Source organism: Sinobaca sp. SA16-1, from assembly GCF_059510515.1.
Window position 1 is genome coordinate 461941 of record NZ_JCAKFL010000003.1, and the last position, 26126, is coordinate 488066.

Genomic DNA, 26126 nt, shown 5'->3' on the forward strand with positions numbered 1-26126 from the left:
AGGAGTATTTGAATGAAAATAGTAATAACCGGAGGCGGGACCGGAGGCCATATTTATCCGGCACTGGCCCTTGTAAAGGAAATAAAAAGAATAGCGCCTGAGAGTGAATTTTTGTACATTGGTACAGAAAAGGGTCTGGAAAGCGATATCGTACCGCGGGAAGGTATTCCATTTCAAACGATCGAAATAACCGGATTCAAACGGAAGCTTTCCTTCGATAATGCAAAAACGATCTGGCGGTTTGTTAACGGGACATCCAAAGCGAAAAAAATGATTAAAGAATTTCAGGCAGATATTGTAATCGGTACCGGCGGATATGTAGCCGGCCCGGTAGTATATGCGGGTGCGAAGCTGAATATTCCGTGTATCATCCATGAACAAAACAGCGTTCCGGGATTAACCAATAAATTTTTAAGCAGATATGCTGAAAAAGTTGGAATTGCTTTTCAGGAAGCAGCTTCATTTTTCCCTGCCAACAAGGTGGAATTTGTCGGCAATCCACGGGCGTCTGAAGTGGCAAACCATTCTCCGGTTAATCCTCTGGCTTCGATGGGACTCAAGCCAGACCGTAAAACCGTATTGATCGTAGGCGGCAGCAGAGGCGCAAAGCCGATCAATGAAGCATTTCTTGGTTCATTAAAGGAAACCGCCGGGCAGGAGTGGCAGTATTTATATGTAACCGGCTCCGTTCATTACGATAATGTGATGGAAAAGGTAAAAGAGGCCGGCAGTCCGGAAAATGTATCCATCCAGCCTTTTCTCCATAACATGCCCGACGTTCTTCACCACATTGACCTGATTGTAACGAGAGCAGGAGCTACGACGATCGCAGAGATTACAGCGCTTGGCATTCCTGCTGTTTTAATACCAAGTCCATATGTCACGAATAATCATCAGGAAAAAAATGCGCTGGCTCTTGAAATAAATGGAGCGGCCATTCTCCGCAAAGAAAAAGATGTAACGAGTGAAGTGCTCATGCAGGATATTCAATCCATACTGGCAGAGGACAGCAAATGGCAGGAAATGAAAGAGGCATCACTCCGTCTCGGTGTACCGGATGCTTCCAGCCGCCTCTACAAAGTAATGGTCTCATTAATAAAGTCAAATGCATAAAGGAGGGAGCATTTTCATGACAGCAGTACTGCAGCGTCTTAAAGATAAACAGGTAGGATATGTTGCTGAAGCCGAACCATTATCCAAACACACCACCTGGAAAATCGGCGGACCGGCTGATTTGTTTATAGAACCGGATTCGGTAGAAGGCCTGGTAGCAGCTTTGGAAGAAATTAAAGAACAACAGCTTCCTTGGCGTGCTATTGGAAGAGGGTCCAACCTTTTGGTGGACGATAAAGGAATTGAAGGGGCCGTCATCAAACTTGGCAATCGATTGAGCGGGATGGAGCTGGATGAAGAAAACGGAGTTCTTACAGTCGATGCCGGCTATTCATTAATTAAGCTGGCCACCATTATAAGCAAAAAAGGATACTCCGGGTTTGAATTTGCAGGCGGCATTCCAGGCACAATCGGAGGAGCCGTCTTTATGAACGCTGGTGCACACGGCACGGAAATAGCGGATGTGCTGGTGAAAGCGAGAATACTGTATCCTGATGGCAGATTGGAATGGATCGCTAAGGAAGACATGGGATTTTCTTATCGGACATCAAGACTCCAGAAGGAAAAAGGAATCTGCGTGCAGGCAGTTTTTCAGCTGAAAACAGGAAAAAAAGAAGATATTGTAGCAGAGATGCAAAAGCATAAGAGCTACCGCAGAGAGACGCAGCCGTGGAATATGCCTTGTGCGGGAAGTGTCTTCCGTAATCCTCTCCCGCACCATGCCGGACAGCTGGTCGAATCTTCCGGTCTTAAAGGATATTCTCATGGTGGAGCGCAGATTTCCGAGCTTCATGGTAATTTTATCGTTAATACCGGAGAGGCAAAAGCAGAAGATGTGCTGGCCATTGTGGAACATGTGAAGCATACAGTTTGGGAAAAGTACCAGGTCGTAATGAATACGGAAGTAGAAATTGTGAAAAGGCGCGAGTAATGCGTTTTTTCACGATTTCTTTACATAGTATCCGGGGCAGGATTGGAGGATGAAAAAGGTGTCTGATAAGAAAGTAGTGCCGATTGAAGAACGGATTCCCACCCTACAGGAACAGCGAAGAAAGCGTTCGAATAGGCGTTTTATAATATACCTTACCATCTTTTTGATCTTAATTGGTCTGGTGATCTATTTCCAGTCTCCACTAAGCAATGTACGTGCAATAGAAGTGGAAGGAAATCAGATTGCAGAGGAAAATGCCATCGTTGAAACGAGCAGCATCGTGCAGGGGGAAAATATCTGGGCTATTGACCGCGGAGAAGCCGAAGCGCAGATAGAAGAGCTTGAAGAGGTTCAGGAAGCGTCAATCAGCCGTTCTCTTCCCGGAAGAGTAGTTATCGATATTACCGAACAGGAACGAGTCGGCTATATCGCTTCAGAAGGGATATATATTCCCGTGTTAACGACTGGTGCCGTGCTGCGTGATAAACCTTCCGAGCAGATCCCAAGCGATGCCCCGCTCCTGCAGGGGTTTTCCAATGAAAAAAAACTGGAAAATTTCTCAGCAGAGCTGAGCAATGCAGGAGATGGTATTAGAAACAGTATTTCCGAAGTGATTTTTTCACCGACAGAAGAAGATCCCAACGAACTGAGACTTTACATGAATGATGGCCTTGAAGTAGAAAGTACCATTCCTGGATTTGCTGAACATATGGCCTCCTATCCTTCGGTGTCTGCAGAAGTTGACCGGAGTATACCGGGAATTCTGCATATGAAAATGACGCCGTATTTTGAAAGCGATGAAGAAGCTGTGGAAGAAGACGAAGAATCTTCAGATGAGCTTCCGGAGGAAGAAGGCGGAAATGAAGGAGCGCCGGAGGAAGCGGCGGCAGAGGAAGCAGGAGAAGCGGCGGAGTCCTCTGAAGAAGATGGGACAGAGGATGCTCCGGCAGAAGAGTCTGAAGCTGATGAAGATTCGGTGGAAGAAACCGAAGAATCAACTGAAGAGGCCGGGGATATTTCGGAAACGGAGCCTGAAAATGAAGAAACAGCGCCCGTTAATGAGGAATAACAGTGAATTTAATTCAACGTGCTCTTTTCTACGGAGCATAATTCATGTAAACTAGACGTTATAGTGTAAATTACCTTTTCATTTTATATTAAAAAGTGATCTCATTAAAAAAAGTAAATAATTTTCTGTTAAGATACCACAACAGCGTGTTGCTCATGTAATATAAATAGAGTAAACAACTCGGAATCTAAAACAGAGACTTGGGTGTTAGCATAGGAGGTGCCGACTAGTGAATAATGAAGATATTTATGTAAGTTTAGATATTGGTACATCTGCCGTTAAAGTGATTATTGGGGAGATGTCAGGCAAATCTTTACAGGTGATTGGCGTAGGAACCGCACCTTCAAGAGGAATGAAAAGAGGAGCTATCGTCGATATAGATGAAACAGTTCATTCTATTAGAGAAGCAATTCAAAAAGCCGAACGTATGGTAGGCCTTTCTATTACCCGCGTTATTCTCGGAGTGAACGGCAATCATATTGAAATGAAACCATGCAGCGGAGTAGTGGCTGTATCAAGTTCTGACCGTGAAATCCGCGATGAGGACATTGACCGGGTGATGGATGCGGCCCAGGTGCTCTCCATTCCACCGGAAAGAGAAATTGTAGATACGATCCCGACACAATTTATTGTAGACGGACTGGAAGGGATAACCGACCCGCGCGGCATGATGGGTGTCCGCCTGGAAGTGGAAGCCACGCTGATTACCGGTGCAAAAACAACATTACATAACCTGCTGCGTTGTGTAGAAAAAGCCGGACTGGAAATCGAGGCACTCTGCCTTCAGCCTTTGGCAGCCGGTGATTTTGCACTTTCTAAAGATGAAAAAACGCTCGGTGTGGCAATGGTCGATATTGGAGGCGGTTCTACAACGATTTCCGTTTTCAAAGATGGTATGATGCAGGCACTTCGTGTGCTGTCTATCGGCGGAGACCATATTACAAACGATATTTCTGTTGGACTGCGTACAACTTCAGAAGAAGCAGAGCGCATAAAGAGACATCACGGCTATGCATTTATTGATGATGCTTCCGAAGATGTAACCTTCAGCATGAATACAATGGGAAATGATCATTCAGAAGATTATTCCCAGTATGAGATTGCCCAGATTATCGAACCAAGACTCGAAGAGATTTTTGAGCTGGTGCATGAAGAAATTTACCGGATGGGTTATTCTGATCTGCCCGGCGGCTATATCTTTACAGGCGGTTCTGTTATGATACCTGGAACGCTTGATCTGGCAGAAGATGTGCTGCGTCAAAACGTGCGCATGACCGTGCCGGATTACATCGGCGTCAGGGAGCCTATTTATACAACTGCGATCGGACTTATTGAATTTGCCCATGAACATGTTAAAATTCAAGATAAGGAAATGGCGGTTACGTCTGCTTCGGAAGAACAGTCTTTTCAGGCTGCCCCTCTTCCACCGGCAGAAACAAAGCCCAAGAAAGACCGTAAAGAAACCAGGGAACAGCGCGAAAAAGAAAATCAATCTAATCAGTCTGATCAGCCTACCGTAAAAAGCAAAGTGAAGAACTTTTTCAAAGTGTTTTTTGAATAAAATAAAAGGTCAGAATTGATAAACTAGGAGGATCATTGATGTTAGAATTTGAAATGGATATGGACCAGCTCGCACAGATTAAAGTCATCGGAGTAGGGGGCGGCGGTTCCAATGCGGTTAACCGCATGATTGAAAACGGCCTTCAGGGGGTAGAATTTATTTCTGTTAACACAGACGCCCAGGCCCTTCAGCTATCCCAGGCAGAAACAAAGCTTCAGCTCGGCGGAAAGCTTACCCGCGGGCTTGGCGCAGGGGCTAATCCTGAAATCGGTAAAAAAGCTGCTGAAGAAAGCAAAGAGCAGATCGAAGAAGCGCTTATGGGCGCCGATATGGTATTTATTACTGCAGGTATGGGAGGCGGAACCGGAACTGGTGCTGCTCCGGTTATCGCAGAAATCGCCAAAGAAATTGGCGCTCTTACAGTAGGTGTAGTAACAAGACCGTTTACGTTTGAAGGCAGAAAGCGTTCAAGCCAGGCGGCAAATGGTATTATTTCTTTAAAAGAAAAAGTCGATACATTGATTGTGATTCCAAACGATCGTCTGCTTGAAATTGTAGACAAAAGCACTCCAATGCTTGAAGCATTCCAGGAAGCAGATAACGTTCTCCGCCAGGGTGTTCAGGGTATCTCCGACTTGATCGCAGTACCGGGACTTATCAACCTCGACTTCGCCGATGTAAAAACCATCATGAGTGAAAAAGGTTCTGCTCTTATGGGTATTGGTATTGCCACCGGCGAAAACAGAGCAGCAGAGGCGGCTAAAAAAGCCATTTCCAGCCCACTGCTGGAAACCTCTGTAAATGGGGCGCAGGGCGTCCTGATGAACATTACGGGCGGCGCGAACTTAAGCCTGTTTGAAGTTCATGAAGCAGCAGAGATTGTCTCTGAAGCCTCTGACCTTGAAGTGAACATGATCTTCGGTTCGGTTATTAACGAAAACCTTCAGGACGAAATAGTCGTTACGGTTATTGCTACCGGTTTTGAAGACAACGAAGATAAAAGAGCAAGAGTGAACCCAAGAGGTCAGGCTCAGCAGCAGAGTGCTTCTCCTAGAAGAAGCCAGCAATACAGCCAGACGGCTTCTGCAAGAAGCCGTCAGACTCCGCCGCCAATCGCCGGACGTGAAGACGAATATGCAGAGCAGCCAAGAGAAAGAGAATCCCACTCTCCGGCTGAAGAAGAATCAGATGCGCTTGATATCCCGGCATTCCTTAGAAACCGCCGTAAGAAAAAATAAATTCTAAAGCCGGACGTGTTCAACGCGTCCGGCTTTTTTCAAGAAAGGCCCATTGGGAGGGAATACGATACATGCTAAACAGCAGGGAACCTTTTGAGCAGACAGCGGATCCGTTTTTGATGCTTGCATCCCCTTCGTTTTCTGCAGAAAAAGGTATAACAGCAGGGTTTACAGTTAGATCCGGCGGGCACAGCCCGGCTCCTTTTTGCAGCAATAACATGGCGTTCCATGTAGGCGATGATACGGACAATGTAATCAAAAACCGGGAGAAGCTTGCAGCAGCTGCAGGCCGTCCGCTTTCCACGTGGACGGCTGCAGAGCAGGTCCATAAAGCAGATATAATCTATGCTGCAAAGCAGGATGCCGGAAAAGGTGCCTGGACGAGAGAGAGCCGGGTAGGTGAAGCGGACGGAATGTATACAAAGTCTGCCGATGTAACGCTTGTCAGCTTTTATGCCGACTGCGTTCCGCTCTATTTTCATGCGCCGGATAAAGGATTAGTCGGTCTGGCCCATGCTGGATGGAAAGGAACGGCTTTAGATATTGGGTCCCGCATGGTCGACACATGGAAAAAAACAGAGAACGTGGACCCAAAAGAAATATATGCAGTAATCGGTCCATGTATTTCAGCGCAGCATTATGAAGTGGACAGCACCGTTATAAACGCAATGAAACAGGTGCTGGACCCTTCTGCACCAGAGCCGTGGACAAAGAACAGCGGAGGCGGATATCAGCTGGACATGAAAGCGGTGAACCGTCAGCTGTTGGAGCAGGCCGGTGTACCTGCAGCACAGATAGAGGTTACTTCCTACTGTTCCTACGAGCATGAACAATTATTTTTTTCACATCGCCGGGACCAGGGAAAAAGCGGCCGGATGATGAGCTTTATTGGAAAGAGTGAAGACTAGAAAGGAGCCCGCACGTTGGGAGATGTAGAGAAAAATCTAGCAGCCATCAAACAAACGATTAAACAAGCATGCAGTAAAGCCGGAAGGAATGAAGATGAGGTCCATATTATTGCTGTGACAAAATATGTATCTCTGGAAACGGCTGAAAATGCAATAAAAGCAGGAATTTCCCATCTTGGCGAGAATAGAGTAGAAGGAGCACTGGGTAAATGGGAAAAACTTCAAGATAAAGCCTCATTCCATTTTATCGGGCAGCTTCAATCCAAAAAAGCCAAAAAAATTATTGGCAAATATGAATATATTCACTCTTTGGATCGTATATCTTTAGCAGAGGAGCTGGAAAAAAGGCTGGAAGACGGAAATAAAGTAAAATGCTTTGTGCAGGTAAATGTATCTGGTGAGACGTCAAAGGCGGGACTGGACGCTGCAGAAGTGATTCCGTTTATTCAGGAACTGAAAGCCTTCTCCTCCATTGAAGTAGTAGGACTGATGACAATGGCACCGTTCGAAGAAGACCCGGAAAAAACGAGAGCCTGGTTCCGTGAGCTGAGGACGCTCAGAGACCGTGTGCAGGAACTCGGCCAGCCGAATGCCCCTTGTAATGAGTTGTCGATGGGAATGTCCAATGATTATGCTGTTGCAATCGAAGAAGGCGCGACGTATATTAGACTTGGAACAAGTCTGGTAGGAAACGAAACGAACGCCTGATAGGCATGATACTATGAATGGCAGGAGGAAAAACGATGGGTTTCAAAAAAAACTTTAAGCGTTTTTTTGAATTGGAAGAGGGCACGGTCGAAGACAGGGATCCGATGATTAAATATGAAGAGGACCCGGTTCCGGAAGCAGTACCGCCTGCTAAAGAAAAGTCAAATGTCGTCAGTCTTCAGAGTCTTCAGCAGTCTGCGAAAATGATACTCATTGAGCCAAGAACCTATGAAGAAGCCCAGGACATTGCGGATCATTTAAAAAACAGAAAATCGGTTATTATCAATGTGCAGCGCCTTCAGCACGATCAGGCGAAGCGAATTGTTGATTTTCTCAGCGGCACTGTTTATGCTATAGGCGGAGATATTCAAAAAGTCGGTGAAAATATATTTTTATGTACGCCGGACAATATAGATGTTTCCGGTGCTATCTCAGAAGCACTGTATGAACACGATCAGAAACAACCTTAAAGGAGAGAAAAAATGGCGCAAATTGGAGCAATTTTAGCTGCAGGAATGCAGATTTATTCATTTATCGTACTCGCTTATATTCTTATGTCCTGGTTCCCGAATGCCCGGGAAACATCAATAGGACAGATGATCGGATCCATCGTAGAGCCATTTCTGGAGCCGTTCCGCCGCGTGATTCCACCGCTTGGCATGTTTGATATTTCTCCACTTGTTGCATTGCTTGTACTAAACATGGCAAGCCGCGGCGTTGCTGCGCTATTTATGTAAAAGGAGCAGCTATGGACTATTCTGAACACTTTCGAAAAGAAGAACACCCATTCATCGAACAGGTCAGAGATTGGAAGCAGGCAGTTGAAACGTATTATGAAACCAAGCTCACTGATTTTCTCGATCCCAGGGAGCAGGATCTGCTTTCGATGATTATTGGAAAAGATGAAACGGTACGTTATCAGTTTCATGGAGGAGCGAAAGGCGCTGAACGAAAAAGAGCCTGTATTTATCCTTTCTATGAAGAGATTACAGAAGACTCATTTAATCTGGCTTTGTATGAACTTTCTTATCCTGCCAAATTTGTGACCCTCCGTCACCCTGATATCCTGGGAACGCTGACGGGTCTGGGCATTAAAAGAGAAAAGTATGGAGATATTATTGCTGGGGAAGGCTTTTTTCATTGTATTGTTAGTGAAGAGGTCGGCATATATATGGAAATGAATCTTACTAAAGCCGGCAATGCGCCGGTGCAGCTTGAAAAGAAACCAATGCATGATGCGTTGGAGGCAGAGGAAAGCTGGGAAGAAGTAAGTTCTACTATTACTTCTTTCCGGCTTGATGTTCTTATTGCAGAGATGTACGGCGTTTCAAGAAGCAAAGCTCTTCCTTACATTGAAAAGGAAAAAGTGAAAGTGAATTGGAAAACGATCACCCAGCCCGCCTATCAGGTCGCTCCCGGCGATTATATTTCGGTCAGGGGAATGGGACGTCGTAAAATTTTAAGTGACGAAGGATTAACGAAAAAAGGACGCTACCGCTTGCGGTACGGAAAAAAGAAAGACCAATAAACAACAGCAGAGGTGAAGCCAGTGCCTATTACTCCTTTAGATATCCATAATAAAGAATTTACCAAAGGTTTTCGTGGTTACGATGAAGATGAAGTTAATGAATTTTTAGACCAGGTTATTAAAGATTTTGAAGCGGCGATCCGCGAAAAAGATGAATGGCAGACAAAAGCTAAAGATCTTGAAGAGCGGGTGGAGCATTTTTCCGCTATTGAAGATACGCTGAATAAATCGATTATGGTGTCTCAGGAAACAGCGGAAGAAGTAAGAAAAAGTTCCAATAAAGAATCCGACCTGATTATTCAGGAAGCGGAAAAAAATGCCGACCGCCTGATTAATGACGCCCTAAACCGTACGAAAAAGATGGAACTGGAAATGCAGGAGTTAAAAAAGCAGGCCAGCGTCTACCGGATGAGGTTTAAAATGCTGGTCGAAGCCCAGATGAATCTCTTACATAGCGAAGAATGGGAAGACATCACAAATGAACCGCCTGCAGCCGGGACGGAGTGAAATATTGACTAACCGTATTTTCTGAATTATACTTTTTACACAACATATAAAAAAACGAAGACAGGGACATACTTTATTGTACGCCGTCTGAACAGCGAGCTGTGACATGGTGGGAGCACAGTACAACGGCAGATAAAGACATCACCCTGTAGTTCCGATACTGAAATATAGTAGGTACCGGCGGTTGTTTACCGTTATACAAACCCAAAGTGGCTGTGTGTGCAGCTATTAGGGTGGTACCGCGAGCCTTCTCGTCCCTATCGGATCGAGAGGGCTTTTTTGTATGCGTAAAGGAAGTATTTGTAAAACCAAACGACTGAAAAAAACTGCACAATCAAATGAATGGGGGAAAAATGAAATGAGTTACAAAGAAACACTGCTCATGCCGAAAACGGATTTTCCGATGCGCGGCAACCTGCCGAACCGGGAACCGGAAAGACAAAAAGAATGGGAAAGCGAAAACATGTACCAAAAAGTGCAGGAACGCACAGCCGGGCGTCCGCTGTTTGTTCTACATGACGGCCCTCCATACGCCAATGGGGATATCCATATGGGGCACGCTTTAAATAAAGTATTAAAAGATTTTATCGTCCGTTATAAATCGATGTCCGGGTTTCATGCACCTTACGTGCCAGGCTGGGATACCCATGGTCTTCCTATTGAGACAGCGTTGACAAAAAATAAAAAAGTGAACCGGAAAAAAATGTCAGTGGCTGAATTCCGCCAGGCCTGCGAAGAGTATGCATTAAAGCAGGTGGACCGTCAGCGTGAACAGTTTAAAAGACTCGGTGTCCGCGGAGACTGGGATAATCCGTATATCACTCTTACAAACGATTATGAAGCCCAGCAAATTAAAGTATTTGGAGAAATGGCCAAGCGCGGCTATATCTATAAAGGCAAAAAGCCGGTCTACTGGTCGCCTTCTTCCGAATCAGCTCTGGCAGAAGCAGAAATTGAGTATCATGATAAAAAATCACCTTCTATCTACGTGACATTTGACGTAAAAGACGGCAAAAATGTTTTGGATGGGGATGAGAAATTTCTTATCTGGACAACAACTCCATGGACGATCCCGGCTAACCTGGCGATCGCTCTTCATCCAGAGCTGACGTATGCAACGGTAAAACAAAACGGTACAAAATATATTGTAGCGGAAGGTCTGTTGGAGCAGCTAAAGACCGAGCTAGAATGGGATGAAGCGGAAACACTTCGCACCTTTAAAGGGGAAGAACTGGAGCACGTGATGACGAGCCACCCTATCTATGGCAGGGATTCTCTCGTTATTTTAGGGGATCACGTTACCTTGGATGCCGGTACAGGCTGTGTTCACACAGCACCCGGCCACGGGGAAGATGACTATATTGTAGGCCGGCAGTATGGCCTGGAAGTGCTCTGTCCTGTTGACGATAAAGGGTATTTCACGGAAGAAGCGCCTGGTTTTGAAGGCCTGTTTTATGATGAGGCAAACAAACAGATTACCCAGAAGCTTGATGAATTAAATGCCCTGGAAAAACTGAATTTTGTAAAGCACTCCTATCCTCATGACTGGCGCACGAAAAAACCGGTTATTTTCCGGGCGACTTCCCAGTGGTTTGCGTCTATCAAGGATTTCAGAGAGCAGCTGCTCGAAGAAGTAAAAAGTGTAACGTGGCTTCCGGAATGGGGAGAAACAAGATTATTTAATATGGTTCGTGACCGCGGAGACTGGTGTATTTCCAGGCAGCGGGCATGGGGCGTGCCGATTCCTGTATTTTACGGAGAAGACGGCGTGGAAATTGTAACAGATGAAACGATCTCGCACGTATCGGATTTATTTAGACAGCACGGTTCCAACATCTGGTTTGAATGGGATACAAAAGACCTTCTTCCGGAAGGGTATGAGTCTGACCAGAGCCCTAACGGAGTGTTCACTAGAGAAACAGATATTATGGACGTATGGTTTGACAGCGGTTCTTCCCACCAGGCAGTGCTGGAGGAACGAGAAGAGCTTCAGCGCCCTGCTGATGTTTACATCGAAGGTTCCGACCAGTACAGAGGGTGGTTTAACTCGTCGCTTTCCACCAGCGTTGCCGTAACTGGGAAATCCCCGTATAAGGCAGTAATCAGCCACGGGTTTGCGCTGGACGGCAAGGGCCACAAAATGAGCAAATCCATTGGAAACACCGTTATTCCTAATGATGTAATGAAACAGCTTGGAGCAGACATTCTTCGTCTATGGGTATCAAGCGTAGACTATCAGGCGGACGTTCGTATTTCCGATGATATACTAAAGCAGGTAGCCGAAGTGTACCGTAAAATCAGAAACACTTTCCGCTTTATGCTCGGTAACTTAAACGACTTTAACCCTGCAGTGGACCGGGTCGCGGTAGAGGAGCTTCCTGAACTGGATCTGTTCATGCACGTGAAGCTTCAGGACCTGATTAAGAAAGTGACAAAAGGCTATGAAGAATATCAATTTGCAGCCGTCTATCATGCCATTCATAACTACTGCACGGTAGAGCTGAGCTCTTTTTATATGGACAGTGCCAAAGACACTTTATATATTGAAGCGGCCGACAGCAAAAAACGCCGGGCGATTCAGACGGTTATTTATGACACACTTCTCGCCCTTACCCGGCTTGCAGCTCCAATTATCCCGCATACGGCGGAAGAAGCATGGACCTATATTCCGGACACTTCAGCAGAAAGCGTGCATTTAACGGATATGCCGGAAGCTGTTAATACAGACAGCTATCAGGATTTAAAGAAAAAATGGAGTACGATCATGGATGTCCGTGATGACGTGTTAAAAACGCTGGAGCAGGCACGAGGCGAAAAGCTGATTGGCAAATCATTAACAGCAGCCATTCAACTATATCCCGCACCGGAGCTGAAAACGCTTCTGGAAGATACCGAAGACCTGGAAAAACTATTCATCGTATCCAAGGTTGATATTGAAGGCAGCAAAGAAGAAGCGCCGCCGGAAGCAGACGTGTATCCATCCATTGCCATTACGGTTCAGGCAGCAGATGGAGAAACATGCGGCCGCTGCTGGACGGTTTCAGAAACAGTAGGAGAAGATAAAGACCACCCTACGCTTTGCAGCAAGTGCAGCAGTATCGTTAAAGAACATTATTCAGAAGTATAATAAAAAGGGCTTTTCTCCTTAGGGAGGGAAGCCCTTTTAAGATACGGCCTGCCGATGCTTCTTTTCTAACGGGCGCCGGTATGCTAAAATGCATAGGTACGTACAACTTAAGATGAGCCGGAGGAAAATAGATGATGATATTTTATTATTTGCTGGCCCTGTTTATTATTGCTTTGGACCAGCTGACAAAATATGCAGTCGTTATTTATATGGATATAGGAGAAAGCATTGAGCTGATCCCGGATTTTTTATACCTTACTTCCCACCGGAATGAAGGGGCCGCCTTTGGTATTCTTCAAGGGCAGATGTGGTTCTTTTATATTATTACCGTGGTCGTAGTCGCAGCGATTATTTATCATCTGCATAAATACGGGAAAACAAGTCTTATGATTGGCCTGCCGCTGGTCTTCATACTGGGCGGGGCGCTCGGTAATTTTATTGACCGGGTGCTGTTTGGTGCAGTCGTGGACTTTGTGGACACGTATTTCTGGGGATACAGCTATCCTATCTTTAACGTAGCGGATTCTGCTTTAGTCGTAGGCGTAGGTTTATTAATTATAAAAATGATGAGTGACGAATGGAAAGAAAAGAGGAAAAGCAAACATGGAAGTAATGCAGTGGATCACAACAACAGATGAAGAAGGATCAAGAATCGATCAGTTTGTAACCAAGCAAGGGGAGGACTGGTCCCGGTCTATGGTACAGCAGTGGATTAAAGAAGGCCAGGTGCTCGTTAATAACAAAACGGTGAAAAGCAATTACAAACTAAACGCAGAAGACGAAGTCGAGGTCAGCGTGCCGGAAGCCGTTGAACCGGATATTCTGCCGGAGAATATTCCGCTTCAGGTTGTTTATGAAGATGCGGATGTTATCGTTATTAACAAAGAACGGGGGATTGTCGTTCACCCTGCACCGGGACATTACAGTGGAACGCTGGTCAATGCTCTTATGTATCATTGTAATGATCTATCCGGCATCAACGGAGAGAAGCGGCCGGGCATTGTCCACCGTATTGATAAAGACACAACCGGCCTGTTGGTAGCGGCCAAGCACGATAAAGCACATGAGCAGCTGAGCCGCCAGCTTCAGGATAAATCAATGAAGCGCGAGTATGCAGCGATTGTACACGGCGTGGTGGAACATGATAAGGGAACCATTGACGCACCGATCGGGCGCGACGAAAGAGACCGCCAGAAAATGAAAGTAACCCAGCGCAATGCGAAAGATGCGGTTACGCATTTTGACGTGCTTGAGCGCTTTGCTCATTATACGTATATTCATTGTGAACTGGAAACAGGAAGAACCCATCAAATCCGTGTCCATATGAAATATATTAACCACGTGATTGCGGGAGATCCGAAGTACGGTAAGAAAAACACGCTGCCGATTGATGGACAGGCTCTTCATGCCCATACGCTCTCCTTTATCCATCCTATGACCCAGGAGCGGATGACATTTAAAGCACCACTTCCAGAAGAAATGGAGTCTCTGCTGGAAAGTCTTCGAAAAATAACTTGACCCGGACAGCCGCTGTTTGTCATAATAGCAACAGATCAACAATCGAATAGTTATTCCTTTAACGACAGTCCCGTGAGGCTGAGAAGGACTTTGCCCTGCATAACAGCTTTCCTGTGAGAAGTCTGTTTTGTTATGACGCAGTAAATCCATCCTCTCATCCCACCGGACGAGGGGATTTTTTGTACGCTGTAAAGTGGAAGATAACAGGAGGTGCAGGCAGTGGAAACGACAGAGCGGGTGCTATTGGATGAACAAGCCGTAAGAAGAGCGTTAACACGGATTTCACATGAAATGATTGAAAAAAATAAAGGAATGGATGAATGCATTCTTGTCGGCATCAAGACGCGAGGCGCTCATATTGCAAACCGCATTGCTGAGCAGATCGAAAAAATCGAAGGCCGGCCGGTAGCGGTGGGAGAAGTGGATATAACGCTGTACAGAGACGATCTCAGCCACCGGAGCCAAAATGAGGAACCAGAACTTAAAGGGACCTCTATTCCGCACACTGTTAAAGATAAGCGGGTCATCCTGGTTGATGACGTTTTGTATACCGGAAGAACCGTTAGAGCAGCGATGGATGCCGTTATGGACATTGGGCGTCCTTCTCTTATCCAACTTGCTGTCCTGATTGACCGGGGACATCGTGAGCTTCCGCTCCGTCCTGATTATATCGGAAAAAATGTGCCTACTTCCAAAGATGAAATTATTGCTGTAAAGCTTAAAGAAAGTGACCAGGCAGACGAAGTAAGCATTCGCCATCAAACTTCATAAAGTACTCTTTAAATCAGTCCAGTGAGACAGGTAAGAGGCGATTGGAACGAAGCAGGCCCGATAAGGAAGCCTGCTTGCTCCTGCGCACCTCTTTGTCTGACGATAAAGAGGTTTTTTGTATAAATTAAATCAAAGCGGGGGTAACCACCATGAATAACGATGTGAAATTAGATGTACAGGAAAAACCAAAATGGAATCAGTGGCTGATACTCAGCATGCAGCATTTGTTTGCGATGTTCGGCGCGACCGTGCTTGTGCCGATTCTCACCGGACTCAGTCCATCGGTTGCTTTAGTATCAAGCGGACTCGGCACGCTAGCCTATCTTGTTATTACAAAAGGCCAGGTGCCGGCCTACCTTGGCTCCTCTTTCGCCTTTATTATGCCGGTCATTGCAGCGATGGCGATCGGAGGGCCGGAGGGCGTGATGATTGGAACCTTTACCGCCGGCATCATATACGGCATTACCGCCCTCATCATTCAGCGTACCGGAGTAAACTGGCTCATGAATGTACTGCCGCCGATTGTTGTCGGTCCGGTCATTATCGTTATCGGACTTGGGCTGGCCGGCACTGCAATTGATATGGCGATGAACTATGACGAAGCATCTGGTTCATATATTAATCCGGCTCTGCATTTTTCGGTAGCGCTCGCTACGTTGTTTATTACAATCATTGCTTCCGTATTCTTCAAAGGGTTTCTGAATTTGATTCCGATTTTGCTCGGAATTACGGGTGGATACCTGGTAGCAGTTGCAGCAGGGCTTGTGTCCTTTCAAAGCGTTCTTGATGCCCCCTGGCTGCATGTGCCCGACTTCGTCATCCCATTTGCAACATTTACCCCGCAGTGGTCGTGGACGATCGTGCTGATTATGGCGCCGATCGCCGTCGTTACGCTGGCAGAGCATATAGGAGACCAGATGGTGCTTAGTAAAGTAGTAGGCCGCAATTTTATCAAAAAACCCGGCCTGCACCGTTCGATTATGGGGGACGGTGCTGCGACGATCGTTGCTTCGCTCCTCGGGGGCCCGCCCAACACGACGTACGGAGAAAATATAGGCGTACTCGCGATTACAAGAGTATTCAGCGTATATGTCATCGGAGGAGCAGCGCTTATGGCGATAGCCTTTGGATTTGTAGGGAAAGTAGAAGCACTGATCGCTACAATTCCCGGGGCTGTTATGGGAGGCGTCTCTATCCTGTTATTTGGAATTATCGCCTCCTCGGGCCTGCGGATGCTGATTGACAATCAAATTAATTTTGGCATCAAGCGTAATTTAATTATCGCTTCCGTTATTTTAGTAACCGGAATCGGCGGAGCATTCATTGAAGTAGGCGACCAGCTGGAAATCGCCGGCATGGCGTTTGCGACCTTTATCGGTATTCTGCTGAATGCAGTACTTCCTGGAAAAGAGCATGGGTTTGGAAACAGGGCAATGTTTAAGTCTCTTGATAAAGCAGCCAATGAAGACGACGCGGCCTGACCAACTGAATTCTGCGTTTCGATATGAATAGGAGGACTGGTGATGAAGAGTATGGCGGAAGAACAAAAAAGCACAGCAAAATCCGGGAAACAGGGACATTTTTTAACCCTTGATGAGTGCAGTATAGAGGAAATTGAAGCTCTTCTCCAACGAGCACAGGCTTTTGCCGAAGGGGAAAGATGGGAGCCTGAAGGAAAAGTGTTTGCAGTCAATCTTTTTTTCGAGCCGAGCACAAGAACAAAAATCAGTTTTGAAGCAGCAGAAAAAAGACTCGGGCTCGATGTCCTGCAGTTTGATGCAGATACATCAAGTGTTAAAAAAGGAGAAACGCTCTACGATACGGTACGAACGCTGGAAAGCATCGGAGCGGATGTAGCAGTGATCCGCCACAGCAAAGAACGCTATTTCGACGAACTGAGAGAACAGATTGGAATTCCGATTATCAATGGCGGCGATGGCTGCGGTCATCACCCGACCCAGTCAATGCTTGACCTGCTCACGATTAAACAGGAATTTGGATCGTTTACCGGCCTGAATGTTGTGATCGCAGGGGACATCCGCCACAGCCGGGTCGCCCGTTCCAATATAGAGGTGTTGGAGCGTCTTGGTGCGAATGTATACGTAAGCGGGCCGGAAGAATGGATGGATAAAGAAATGATCCGCCGTTTTCTTCCGATAGAAGATGCAGTGGAACAGGCAGATGTAATGATGATGCTTCGTATTCAGCATGAAAGGCACACTGTGAAAATGGTGGCAGGCGCATCGGAGTATCACCATTTATACGGCCTGACACCGGAGCGGGAAGCGAGAATGAAGCCAAACAGTATCATTATGCATCCCGCTCCGATTAACCGAAATGTGGAAATTGCAGACGAACTGGTGGAGTGCAGACGCTCTCGTATTTTTAAACAAATGACTAACGGCGTGTACTCCAGAATGGCTGTGCTGGAAAAAGCCCTTACTACGCAGAAGGAGAGATCAATATGAATGGATGGATAACAAACGCTAAGGTAATGGATGAAACAGGAGAGCTTCATACAAAAGATGTACTAATTAAAGATAAAAAGATTGCCGCAATTGGCAGCAGGCCGGAGGCAGAAGAAGCGGTGGTTGATGCAAAAGGAGCCTTTCTTTCCGCCGGCCTCGTAGATGTCCACGTTCACTTGAGAGAACCAGGTGGGGAAAAGAAGGAAACGATTGAAACAGGAACAAAAGCGGCCGCAAAAGGCGGATTCACCACGGTATGCCCCATGCCCAACACCAGGCCGGTACCGGACTCCGCTGAACATATGGATGCCCTCCAGCAAAAAATCGCTGAAACAGCGGTAGTGCGTGTGCTGCCATATGCTTCGATCACGATACGGGAGCTCGGGAAAGATATCGTTGATATGAAAGATCTTAAAAGCCGCGGAGCGTTTGCCTTCACGGATGACGGAGTCGGCGTACAGGACGCCTCGGTTATGCTTGACGCAATGAAACAGGCAGCGGCTTTAAACATGCCGGTTGTGGCCCACTGTGAAGAAAATACATTAATCAACAAAGGCAGCGTACATGAAGGAATATTTTCAGAAAAACACAGCCTGCGGGGCATTCCATCGGTATGCGAATCCGTACATATTGCAAGAGACGTGCTGCTGGCAGAAGCTGCAGGAGCCCATTATCATGTCTGTCATGTAAGCACTAAAGAATCCGTCCGGGTGATTCGTGACGCCAAGCGCGCCGGCATTCACGTAACGGCCGAAGTAACGCCGCATCACCTGATTTTGTGCGAGGATGACATTCCTTCTGTGGATGCCCAGTACAAGATGAATCCACCGCTGCGCGGCAAAGAGGACCGTGACGCACTGATCGAAGGACTGCTTGATGGCACCATTGATTGTATTGCAACCGATCATGCCCCACATACAGAAGAGGACAAAAACCAGCCCTTGGAAAAAGCACCATTTGGAATTACGGGAGCGGAAACCGCCTTTCCTCTGTTGTATACGTACCTGGTGAAAAAAGGAACGCTGACTTTTAAGCAGCTGGTGGACGGCTTAACGAAAGACCCGGCCGGAGTGTTCGGGCTGGAGTCCGGCATACTTGCAGAGGGGGCAGCCGCAGATCTTACTTTGATTGACCTGGAAAAAGAAGACAAGATCCGCCCGGAAACATTTGTCTCCAAAGGAAAGAATACACCGTTCAAAGAGTGGAAGGCGAGCGGCTGGCCGATATGGACCATGGTAGATGGAACCGTAGTATATCAAAAAGAAGGAGTGTTCCAGTAGGATGAAAAGAAAACTAATCTTAGAAGACGGCACGGTATTTACCGGCCATGCAATAGGAAGCACAAAAGAAACGACCGGAGAAGTTGTGTTTAATACGAGTATGACAGGGTATCAGGAAATCCTCTCCGATCCTTCCTACTGCGATCAGATTATTACTTTAACCTATCCGCTTATCGGAAACTACGGAACAAACCGCGACGATTTTGAAACGCTGCTTCCTTCAGCGGGCGGCCTTATTGTAAAAGAATCAGCCATCCATCCAAGCAACTTCCGCAATATCGGGACGTTGGATGACTGGTTGAAAGAACATGATATTCCAGGTCTCACAGGAATTGACACAAGAATGCTCACCCGCCTTATCCGGGACCGCGGCACGATGCACGGCAGGCTGGCTGCCGAAACAGCGGATGAACAGTCGATTATTGACTCCCTGCAGTCGTTCGTACCATCAAAAGATAAAGTGGCAAAGGTTTCTACAAAAAACGCCTATCACGCACCGGGAGCAGGGCGCCGGGTTGTATTAATGGATTACGGTGCCAAACACGGCATTGCGAGAAATCTGATTAAACGAAACTGCGATGTGTTTGTACTGCCTTACAATGCGACGGCTGAAGAAATTCTAAAACTGGATCCTGACGGCGTTATGCTGAGCAATGGCCCGGGAGATCCGGAAGATGTTCCGGAAGCGGTACAGACTGTGAAGAACCTTCTCGGCAGGGTGCCGGTCTTCGGCATTTGTTTAGGCCATCAGCTGCTGAGCCTGGCGGGGGGCGCGACCTCCTCCAAATTGAAATTCGGCCACCGCGGCGCGAACCATCCGGTAAAAAACATTCGTACCGGCAAAGTTGATATCACTTCTCAAAACCACGGGTATACGATTGACCGGGATTCACTAATGGGAACGGATTTAATGCTGACGCACGTTAACGTCAATGACAATACGGTAGAAGGCGTCGCCCATGAATATTATCCGGCATTCAGCGTGCAGTACCACCCGGAAGCATGTCCGGGACCGAATGATTCCAATGAACTGTTCGATCAATTTATGAGCATGATAGACAAACATAAAAAAGCATCTACAGCCGTTTAAGAGAAGGGGAGACTATAATGCCGAAAAGAACAGATATTCATAGAATTTTAGTGATTGGATCAGGACCGATTGTCATTGGACAGGCAGCTGAATTTGATTATGCAGGGACACAGGCCTGCCAGGCACTGCAGGAGGAAGGATACGAAGTTATTCTAATAAACTCCAACCCGGCAACGATTATGACAGACACGAATATGGCAGACCGGGTGTACATCGAACCGATTACGCTCGAGTTTGTGAGCCGGATTATCCGCAAAGAACAGCCGGATGCCCTCCTGCCGACACTTGGAGGACAAACTGGATTAAACATGGCAATGGAGCTACACCGCGAAGGCATTCTGGAGCGCTACAATGTAGAACTGCTCGGGACAAAGCTTGATTCCATTGAAAAAGCTGAAGACCGGGACGAATTCCGGAACCTGATGTATGAATTAAATGAGCCGGTGCCGGAAAGCCGCATCGTAAATAAACTCGAAGAGGCCCAGGCTTTTGTAGAAGAAATTGGATTTCCAATTATCGTTCGTCCAGCCTACACGCTTGGCGGCACAGGAGGCGGACTGGTTGATAACGAGGCAGAGCTGATTGAAATCGTTACATCCGGCCTGAAATACAGCCCGGTTACCCAGTGCCTGATTGAAAAAAGCATCGCCGGCTGGAAAGAAGTAGAATACGAAGTAATGCGCGATAAAGACGACCAGGCCATTATTGTGTGTAACATGGAAAATATTGATCCCGTCGGCGTGCACACCGGAGACTCGATTGTGACAGCTCCGAGCCAGACGCTTTCCGATCGCGAGTACCAGATGCTGCGCGAGTCCTCCTTGAAAATCATCCGGGCCCTCAAAATTGAAGGAGGGTGCAACGTTCAGTTTGCACTGGCAACCGACAGCTTTGACTACAATATTATCGAAGTGAATCCAAGGGTAAGCCGATCCTCGGCACTTGCTTCAAAAGCGACCGGGTATCCGATCGCCAAGCTGGCAGCCAAAATTGCAGTTGGCTATCATCTGGATGAATTAATCAATCCGATCACTGGTAAAACGTATGCCAGCTTTGAACCAGCGCTTGATTATATCGTAACGAAAATACCAAGATGGCCTTTTGATAAATTTGAAGCGGCCAACCGCCGTCTCGGCACGCAGATGAAAGCAACCGGCGAAGTGATGGCAATTGGACGTTCGTTTGAAGAGTCCATTATGAAAGGGATCCGCTCACTCGAGCTTGGGAAAAATCATTTGTATGATGACACGCATAAACACTTGAGCGATGACGAAGTGGAAAGCCAGCTTCGATACGCGGAAGACGAGCGTTTATTCATTATCGGGGAAGCCCTCCGCCGCGGCTGGTCGTCGGAACGAATTCATGAAATCACAAAAATTGATATGTTCTTTATTGAAAAGTTTCTCGGTATCGCCCGGGTGGGGGAAATGCTGCAGGGTAACACCGGAGATTTTGATATTTTAAAGATGGCTAAAGAAACAGGCATCGTTGATGAAGTAGTCGCACAGAGCTGGGGCTGGACTGTCGATGAAGTCGAAACATTCCGCCGTCAGGAAGGGCTGGTGCCGGTCTATAAAATGGTCGACACGTGTGCAGCTGAGTTTGAATCGGCTACTCCGTACTATTATTCTTCCTACGAACAGGAAAATGAAAGCATTCGAACAGACAAGCCCTCTGTGCTCGTGCTGGGCTCGGGACCTATTCGAATCGGCCAGGGTATTGAGTTTGATTACGCCACGGTACACACCGTCTGGGCGATTCAGCAGGCAGGCTATGAGGCGATCATTATGAACAATAACCCGGAAACGGTTTCCACCGACTTCAGCATCTCCGATAAATTGTATTTCGAGCCGCTGACAATTGAAGATGTCATGCACGTGATCGACCTGGAGCAGCCGATGGGCGTGATCGTGCAGTTCGGCGGCCAGACCGCCATTAACCTGGCAGAAGACCTGGACCGCAAAGGAGTAAGAATCCTTGGAACATCGATGGAGGATATGGACCGGTCGGAAGACCGCGACAAATTTGAAGCTGCCTTAAGAAAGCTTGAAATCCCAATGCCGCTGGGACAGACAGCTGTCTCGTCAGAAGATGCAGTAAGAACAGCTTCAGAAATTGGTTACCCTGTTCTTGTCCGGCCTTCTTATGTTCTCGGCGGACGGGCCATGGAAATTATTGAAAAAGAAGAAGAACTGCTTTCGTATATGAAACGGTCGGTGAAAGTAAATGAGAAGCATCCTGTGTTAATTGACCGTTACATGGTTGGAAAAGAAATTGAAGTGGATGCGATCTCCGACGGGGAGACCGTGGTCGTTCCGGGAATTATGGAACATATCGAACGGGCGGGAGTCCACTCCGGTGACTCTATCGCCGTCTATCCGCCTCAGTCGCTCTCCGAGTCCATGAAAGAGAAGCTTATCGAACGTACGATAGCGATCGGAAAAGGGCTTGGCATTATCGGACTGCTGAACATCCAATTTGTTATCCACGAAGACGAAGTGTACGTATTGGAAGTTAATCCGAGAGCAAGCCGGACGCTGCCTTTCCTAAGTAAAATTACAGGGGTTCCGATTGCAGCGGCAGCAACAAACGTTATGCTGGGCACTTCCTTGAAAGAGCAGGGCTATAAAGAAGGCGTGCTTCCGGAAAAGGACGAAGTGTTTGTAAAAGTGCCGGTGTTCTCTTTTGCCAAGCTGCGCCGGGTGGATATTACGCTCGGTCCGGAAATGAAGTCAACCGGAGAAGTAATGGGACGTGACGTCACGCTTGAGAAAGCCTTGTACAAAGGACTTATTGCCTCCGGCATGAACATACCGGAGCACGGCTCGGTGTTGTTTACGATTGCAGATGACCGTAAGGCGGAAGCACTCTCGCTCGCTCACCGTTTCCATAAAATCGGCTACACGCTGATGGCAACAGCCGGAACGGCAGAAATGCTTCATAAAGAGCACATTCCTGTTAAAACGGTCAGCAAGGTAGAAGAAGCATCACCAAATATTCTTGATGTGATCCGTGAAGGCCGGGCCCAGTTCGTTATTAACACGATGGATAAAGGCAAACAGGCGGCTAAAGACGGATTCCGCATCCGCCGGGAGGCCGTTGAAAACGAAGTCGTCTGTATGACATCGCTTGATACAGCAGGCGCTCTTCTATCGGTACTGGAAATGATTACCTTCTCGGCAGAAGCTATGCCTGCCATGATAGAAACAAAGGCACCGGCCCCAGAGGTGAGCCATAAATGATCAAAGAAAATATGCGGGTCGAATCCCAGCAGGAAATTGCCCCGGCTATTTACGAAATAACACTTTCCGGCGAGCTGGTGACCCACATCAGCGCTCCCGGGCAGTTTCTTCATATTAAACCGGCACCTGGAACTGAGTTTACGCTGCGACGGCCTTTAAGCATCAGCCACGTAAACGAAGCCGACAAAACGCTGACGGTTATTTACCGCGCAGATGGCCAGGGAACAAAACGAATTTCAGAAAGACGGCCGGGAGATGAAATAAATGTGTTCGGTCCACTTGGCAATGGCTTTTCCACGAGCGGAATCCAGCCGGGCGATAAGGTGCTGGTCGTAGGAGGCGGGGTCGGCATCCCCCCTCTGTACGGCCTTGCAAAAGAGATTTTAAAAAAAGGCGCTTCCGTTACTACGGTGCTTGGGTTTGCAGATAAATCCGCCGTATTTTATAAAGACGTGTTTGAAGCACAGGGCCGGTTGTTTATCAGCACGATGGACGGCAGTGAAGGAACAAAAGGTGTTGTCACGGATGTGATCCGCGAGCAGGGTCTGAGCTTTGATTACTTGTTTGCATGCGGGCCGAATCCGATGCTGCGCGCTTTAAATAAAGACTATTCCAAAGCCCGTGGATCGGTGTCGCTGGAAGAGCGGATGGGCTGCGGTATTGGTGCCTGTTTTGCCTGTGTGTGTCATCCAACGGATGACCCGACTGGAACCGGCTACCGTAAAATATGCAGCGACGGCCCGGTATTTAACTGGGGAGAGGTGATCATATGAACCGAACAGCTGTCAATCTTCCAGGACTGCCGATGAAAAATCCAATCATGCCGGCTTCCGGATGCTTTGGATTTGGACGGGAATTTGCCAAGCTTTATGACTTAAACAAGCTCGGTGCCATTGCCATTAAAGCGACTACCCGGGAATCCCGCTTTGGAAATGAAACCCCGCGGGTGGCGGAAACGTCTGCCGGGATGCTGAATGCAATCGGCCTGCAGAATCCGGGAATGGAAAAAGTCACGGCAGAAGAAATCGATTGGCTGACAAGCCGGTATGAGACGCCGCTTCTCGCTAACATTGCGGGATCGACGATGGAAGATTACGAAGCCGTAGCGGCGCACCTGTCCGAAAACAACAAAGTATCTGCGTTCGAACTGAACATTTCCTGCCCGAACGTAAAAGAAGGCGGAATTGCATTCGGTACAGATCCAAAACTGGCCTATGAGCTGACAAAACGAGTGAAAGCTCTCTCTTCGGTGCCTCTTTATGTAAAGCTTTCGCCGAACGTAACCAATATTAAAGAAATTGCAGACGCGGTGGAGACGGCGGGAGCAGACGGACTCAGTATGATCAATACGCTCTCCGGTATGAAACTCGATGTGAAAACAGGGCGTCCCGTACTAGCCAACCAAATTGGGGGGCTGTCCGGTCCGGCCATTAAGCCGGTAGCGGTAAAAATGGTCTATGAGGTACGCCAGCAGACCAATCTTCCGATTATCGGAATGGGAGGGGTAACCACACTGGATGATATTATTGAGTTTTTTATGGCAGGAGCGGATGCAATCGCTGTGGGCACAGCCAATTTCACCAATCCGTTTGCCTGCCCGGAGCTGATTGATGAGTTTGAAATGTGGATGGAACAGAAAGGCTACAGCAGTCCGGCCGACATCCGAAAAGGGGTGGAGGCATTATCATGATAAACCAGCCAATCGTAGCCGTCGATGTTGAAAATGCGGATAAAGCGGGAGAGCTTCTGGCAAAGCTTCCTCAGGAGCCGTTATTTTTAAAAGTAGGCATGGAGTTGTTTTATCAGGCCGGCCCGGCGTTTGTAAAAGAGTTAAAAAAACAGGGCCACCGTATTTTTCTTGATTTAAAGCTGCACGATATTCCCCACACCGTAGAAAAAGCGGCTTTGCAAATTGCTGCGCTTGATGTAGATTTGTTTACGGTGCATGCCGCCGGCGGGCAGGCGATGATAGAGGCTGCCGTCCGAGGGGCTGAAAAAGGGACCCGGGAAGGAACTGCCCCTCCTGTTTGCCTGGCGGTTACACAGCTGACCAGCACAACAGAGCAGGTTATGCACGAGGAGCTTCTTATCAGAGGGTCCCTGGCAGACGCAGTTCGTCATTTTTCCAGACTTGCGGCGGATGCCGGTGCCGGCGGAGTCATCTGCTCTGCATGGGAAGCGGCTGTCGTCCGCCGGGAGCAGTTTCCGGACTTTATGGCGGTTACGCCTGGTATCCGTATGAAAGATGATGACACCGGGGACCAGAAACGGGTGGCTGATCCAGCCCGGGCAAGAGAGATAGGAAGCAGCGCGATTGTCGTCGGCCGAAGCATTACCGGTGCTGCTGATCCAGCCGCAGCTTATCATACAATTGAGAAAGCTTGGAGGAATGCCTGATGGAACATGAAATTGCAAAAGAATTATTAAAAATACAAGCAGTCTCCTTAAGTCCGGCCGCTCCTTACACCTGGTCTTCCGGAATGAAATCACCGATTTACTGCGATAACAGACTGACTTTATCATATCCTTCACTGCGCACAGCCATAGCAGAAGGGCTGGCAGAGAAAATAACGGCTCATTTCCCGGAAGCAGAAGTGCTGGCGGGTACGGCTACAGCCGGTATTGCCCATGCCGCGCTTACTGCAGATAAAATGGAGCTTCCTATGGTCTATGTACGCAGCTCTTCAAAGTCACACGGCAAAGGCAATCAAATTGAAGGGCAGATTAAAAAAGGACAGAAAGTAGTCATTGTGGAAGACCTGATTTCTACAGGGAAAAGTATTATTGAAGTCCAGCGGGCTCTTGAATCGGCAGGTGCGGTTGTTCTTGGGGCAGCAGCCATCTTTACATACGGCCTTCAAAAAGGAACAAGCCAGCTCCAGGAAGCAGGCCTTTCGGTAGAAGTGCTGACTGGATTTGATGCACTGGTGGAAGCGGCAGAAAAAGAAAACTACATTGAAGCCTCTGATATGGAGCGACTGAAAAAATGGAAACAGAATCCAGAGTCGGAAGACTGGATGAATGCATAATTTATTTACTGCAAAAAAAGAGGAAGCCCAGTCGATGC

24 protein-coding genes and 1 other annotated feature are annotated in these 26126 nt (G+C 47.4%); all 24 genes read left to right on the plus strand.

What is annotated here, in order from left to right; genetic code table 11:
• Positions 1-12 precede the first annotated feature (12 nt).
• The 24 genes from murG (at position 13) to pyrE (ending at position 26088) form a co-directional block, all read left to right on the plus strand.
• Positions 13-1113 (plus strand): undecaprenyldiphospho-muramoylpentapeptide beta-N-acetylglucosaminyltransferase, encoded by a 1101-nt coding sequence (gene murG / locus AC5W2J_RS10350; RefSeq protein ID WP_496059387.1) that lies wholly within the window; start codon positions 13-15, stop codon positions 1111-1113.
• Positions 1114-1129: 16 nt separating this feature from the next.
• Positions 1130-2044: a UDP-N-acetylmuramate dehydrogenase gene (gene murB, locus AC5W2J_RS10355; RefSeq protein ID WP_496059388.1), complete on the plus strand. Its 915-nt coding sequence runs from the start codon at positions 1130-1132 to the stop codon at positions 2042-2044.
• Positions 2045-2102: 58 nt separating this feature from the next.
• A complete protein-coding gene (locus tag AC5W2J_RS10360; protein ID WP_496059389.1) occupies positions 2103-3113 on the plus strand; it encodes a cell division protein FtsQ/DivIB in 1011 nt (336 codons plus the stop codon).
• A gap of 229 nt (positions 3114-3342) precedes the next feature.
• Positions 3343-4674 carry a cell division protein FtsA gene (gene ftsA / locus AC5W2J_RS10365; protein ID WP_496059390.1) on the plus strand — a complete coding sequence of 444 codons (1332 nt, stop codon included), beginning with the start codon at positions 3343-3345 and terminating at the stop codon, positions 4672-4674.
• Positions 4675-4712: 38 nt separating this feature from the next.
• Entirely contained in the window at positions 4713-5912 is a 1200-nt protein-coding gene (gene ftsZ, locus AC5W2J_RS10370; RefSeq protein WP_496059391.1) for a cell division protein FtsZ, read from the plus strand.
• 71 nt (positions 5913-5983) lie between these two features.
• Complete coding sequence (gene pgeF / locus AC5W2J_RS10375) at positions 5984-6820, plus strand: peptidoglycan editing factor PgeF (RefSeq protein ID WP_496059392.1); 837 nt, start codon at positions 5984-5986, stop codon at positions 6818-6820.
• Positions 6821-6835: 15 nt separating this feature from the next.
• Positions 6836-7528, plus strand: coding sequence for a YggS family pyridoxal phosphate-dependent enzyme (locus AC5W2J_RS10380; protein WP_496059393.1), 693 nt, complete (start codon positions 6836-6838; stop codon positions 7526-7528).
• Between the two features lie 35 nt (positions 7529-7563).
• Positions 7564-7998: a cell division protein SepF gene (locus AC5W2J_RS10385; RefSeq protein WP_496059394.1), complete on the plus strand. Its 435-nt coding sequence runs from the start codon at positions 7564-7566 to the stop codon at positions 7996-7998.
• 12 nt (positions 7999-8010) lie between these two features.
• Positions 8011-8265: a YggT family protein gene (locus AC5W2J_RS10390; RefSeq protein WP_252313860.1), complete on the plus strand. Its 255-nt coding sequence runs from the start codon at positions 8011-8013 to the stop codon at positions 8263-8265.
• Positions 8266-8276: 11 nt separating this feature from the next.
• The gene (locus AC5W2J_RS10395) at positions 8277-9056 is read left to right on the plus strand and encodes a YlmH family RNA-binding protein (RefSeq protein WP_496059395.1); all 780 of its coding nucleotides are present in this window, start codon (positions 8277-8279) and stop codon (positions 9054-9056) included.
• A 21-nt stretch (positions 9057-9077) separates the two neighbouring features.
• Positions 9078-9563 (plus strand): DivIVA domain-containing protein, encoded by a 486-nt coding sequence (locus AC5W2J_RS10400; RefSeq protein ID WP_496059658.1) that lies wholly within the window; start codon positions 9078-9080, stop codon positions 9561-9563.
• A gap of 48 nt (positions 9564-9611) precedes the next feature.
• Positions 9612-9825, plus strand: a binding site (T-box leader).
• A 96-nt stretch (positions 9826-9921) separates the two neighbouring features.
• Entirely contained in the window at positions 9922-12690 is a 2769-nt protein-coding gene (gene ileS, locus AC5W2J_RS10405; protein ID WP_496059396.1) for an isoleucine--tRNA ligase, read from the plus strand.
• A gap of 134 nt (positions 12691-12824) precedes the next feature.
• A complete protein-coding gene (gene lspA / locus AC5W2J_RS10410; protein WP_496059659.1) occupies positions 12825-13328 on the plus strand; it encodes a signal peptidase II in 504 nt (167 codons plus the stop codon).
• On the plus strand, positions 13294-14208 hold the full coding sequence (locus tag AC5W2J_RS10415; RefSeq protein WP_496059397.1) for an RluA family pseudouridine synthase: 915 nt from the start codon (positions 13294-13296) through the stop codon (positions 14206-14208). The genes lspA and AC5W2J_RS10415 overlap by 35 nt, the downstream gene beginning before the upstream one ends.
• A gap of 219 nt (positions 14209-14427) precedes the next feature.
• Positions 14428-14979, plus strand: coding sequence for a bifunctional pyr operon transcriptional regulator/uracil phosphoribosyltransferase PyrR (gene pyrR, locus AC5W2J_RS10420; protein WP_120192313.1), 552 nt, complete (start codon positions 14428-14430; stop codon positions 14977-14979).
• Positions 14980-15128: 149 nt separating this feature from the next.
• Positions 15129-16460 carry a solute carrier family 23 protein gene (locus AC5W2J_RS10425; protein WP_496059398.1) on the plus strand — a complete coding sequence of 444 codons (1332 nt, stop codon included), beginning with the start codon at positions 15129-15131 and terminating at the stop codon, positions 16458-16460.
• A 42-nt stretch (positions 16461-16502) separates the two neighbouring features.
• Positions 16503-17447: an aspartate carbamoyltransferase catalytic subunit gene (locus tag AC5W2J_RS10430; protein WP_496059399.1), complete on the plus strand. Its 945-nt coding sequence runs from the start codon at positions 16503-16505 to the stop codon at positions 17445-17447.
• Positions 17444-18727, plus strand: coding sequence for a dihydroorotase (gene pyrC, locus AC5W2J_RS10435; RefSeq protein ID WP_496059400.1), 1284 nt, complete (start codon positions 17444-17446; stop codon positions 18725-18727). The genes AC5W2J_RS10430 and pyrC overlap by 4 nt, the downstream gene beginning before the upstream one ends.
• A 1-nt stretch (position 18728) precedes the next feature.
• The gene (locus AC5W2J_RS10440; RefSeq protein ID WP_496059401.1) at positions 18729-19817 is read left to right on the plus strand and encodes a carbamoyl phosphate synthase small subunit; all 1089 of its coding nucleotides are present in this window, start codon (positions 18729-18731) and stop codon (positions 19815-19817) included.
• 17 nt (positions 19818-19834) lie between these two features.
• The gene (gene carB / locus AC5W2J_RS10445; RefSeq protein ID WP_496059402.1) at positions 19835-23059 is read left to right on the plus strand and encodes a carbamoyl-phosphate synthase large subunit; all 3225 of its coding nucleotides are present in this window, start codon (positions 19835-19837) and stop codon (positions 23057-23059) included.
• Positions 23056-23832, plus strand: coding sequence for a dihydroorotate dehydrogenase electron transfer subunit (locus tag AC5W2J_RS10450; protein WP_496059403.1), 777 nt, complete (start codon positions 23056-23058; stop codon positions 23830-23832). Before carB ends, AC5W2J_RS10450 begins: the two co-directional genes overlap by 4 nt.
• Positions 23829-24749, plus strand: a complete 921-nt coding sequence (locus AC5W2J_RS10455; RefSeq protein ID WP_496059404.1) for a dihydroorotate dehydrogenase — start codon at positions 23829-23831, stop codon at positions 24747-24749. Before AC5W2J_RS10450 ends, AC5W2J_RS10455 begins: the two co-directional genes overlap by 4 nt.
• A complete protein-coding gene (gene pyrF, locus AC5W2J_RS10460) occupies positions 24746-25456 on the plus strand; it encodes an orotidine-5'-phosphate decarboxylase (RefSeq protein WP_496059405.1) in 711 nt (236 codons plus the stop codon). Before AC5W2J_RS10455 ends, pyrF begins: the two co-directional genes overlap by 4 nt.
• Positions 25456-26088, plus strand: coding sequence for an orotate phosphoribosyltransferase (gene pyrE, locus AC5W2J_RS10465; RefSeq protein WP_496059406.1), 633 nt, complete (start codon positions 25456-25458; stop codon positions 26086-26088). Before pyrF ends, pyrE begins: the two co-directional genes overlap by 1 nt.
• Positions 26089-26126 lie beyond the last annotated feature (38 nt).

Excerpts from the sequence above, each read along its gene's own strand:
- AC5W2J_RS10450 (WP_496059403.1), top strand. The coding sequence starts at position 23,056 with ATGATCAAAGAAAATATGCGGGTCGAATCCCAGCAGGAAATTGCCCCG.
- AC5W2J_RS10395 (WP_496059395.1), top strand. The coding sequence starts at position 8,277 with ATGGACTATTCTGAACACTTTCGAAAAGAAGAACACCCATTCATCGAA.
- AC5W2J_RS10440 (WP_496059401.1), top strand. The coding sequence starts at position 18,729 with ATGAAAAGAAAACTAATCTTAGAAGACGGCACGGTATTTACCGGCCAT.
- pyrE (WP_496059406.1), top strand. The coding sequence starts at position 25,456 with ATGGAACATGAAATTGCAAAAGAATTATTAAAAATACAAGCAGTCTCC.
- AC5W2J_RS10455 (WP_496059404.1), top strand. The coding sequence starts at position 23,829 with ATGAACCGAACAGCTGTCAATCTTCCAGGACTGCCGATGAAAAATCCA.
- pyrF (WP_496059405.1), top strand. The coding sequence starts at position 24,746 with ATGATAAACCAGCCAATCGTAGCCGTCGATGTTGAAAATGCGGATAAA.
- pyrC (WP_496059400.1), top strand. The coding sequence starts at position 17,444 with ATGAATGGATGGATAACAAACGCTAAGGTAATGGATGAAACAGGAGAG.
- lspA (WP_496059659.1), top strand. The coding sequence starts at position 12,825 with ATGATATTTTATTATTTGCTGGCCCTGTTTATTATTGCTTTGGACCAG.
- AC5W2J_RS10390 (WP_252313860.1), top strand. The coding sequence starts at position 8,011 with ATGGCGCAAATTGGAGCAATTTTAGCTGCAGGAATGCAGATTTATTCA.
- ftsZ (WP_496059391.1), top strand. The coding sequence starts at position 4,713 with ATGTTAGAATTTGAAATGGATATGGACCAGCTCGCACAGATTAAAGTC.
- AC5W2J_RS10415 (WP_496059397.1), top strand. The coding sequence starts at position 13,294 with ATGGAAGTAATGCAGTGGATCACAACAACAGATGAAGAAGGATCAAGA.
- murG (WP_496059387.1), top strand. The coding sequence starts at position 13 with ATGAAAATAGTAATAACCGGAGGCGGGACCGGAGGCCATATTTATCCG.
- carB (WP_496059402.1), top strand. The coding sequence starts at position 19,835 with ATGCCGAAAAGAACAGATATTCATAGAATTTTAGTGATTGGATCAGGA.
- ileS (WP_496059396.1), top strand. The coding sequence starts at position 9,922 with ATGAGTTACAAAGAAACACTGCTCATGCCGAAAACGGATTTTCCGATG.
- AC5W2J_RS10430 (WP_496059399.1), top strand. The coding sequence starts at position 16,503 with ATGAAGAGTATGGCGGAAGAACAAAAAAGCACAGCAAAATCCGGGAAA.
- AC5W2J_RS10385 (WP_496059394.1), top strand. The coding sequence starts at position 7,564 with ATGGGTTTCAAAAAAAACTTTAAGCGTTTTTTTGAATTGGAAGAGGGC.
- pgeF (WP_496059392.1), top strand. The coding sequence starts at position 5,984 with ATGCTAAACAGCAGGGAACCTTTTGAGCAGACAGCGGATCCGTTTTTG.
- AC5W2J_RS10425 (WP_496059398.1), top strand. The coding sequence starts at position 15,129 with ATGAATAACGATGTGAAATTAGATGTACAGGAAAAACCAAAATGGAAT.
- murB (WP_496059388.1), top strand. The coding sequence starts at position 1,130 with ATGACAGCAGTACTGCAGCGTCTTAAAGATAAACAGGTAGGATATGTT.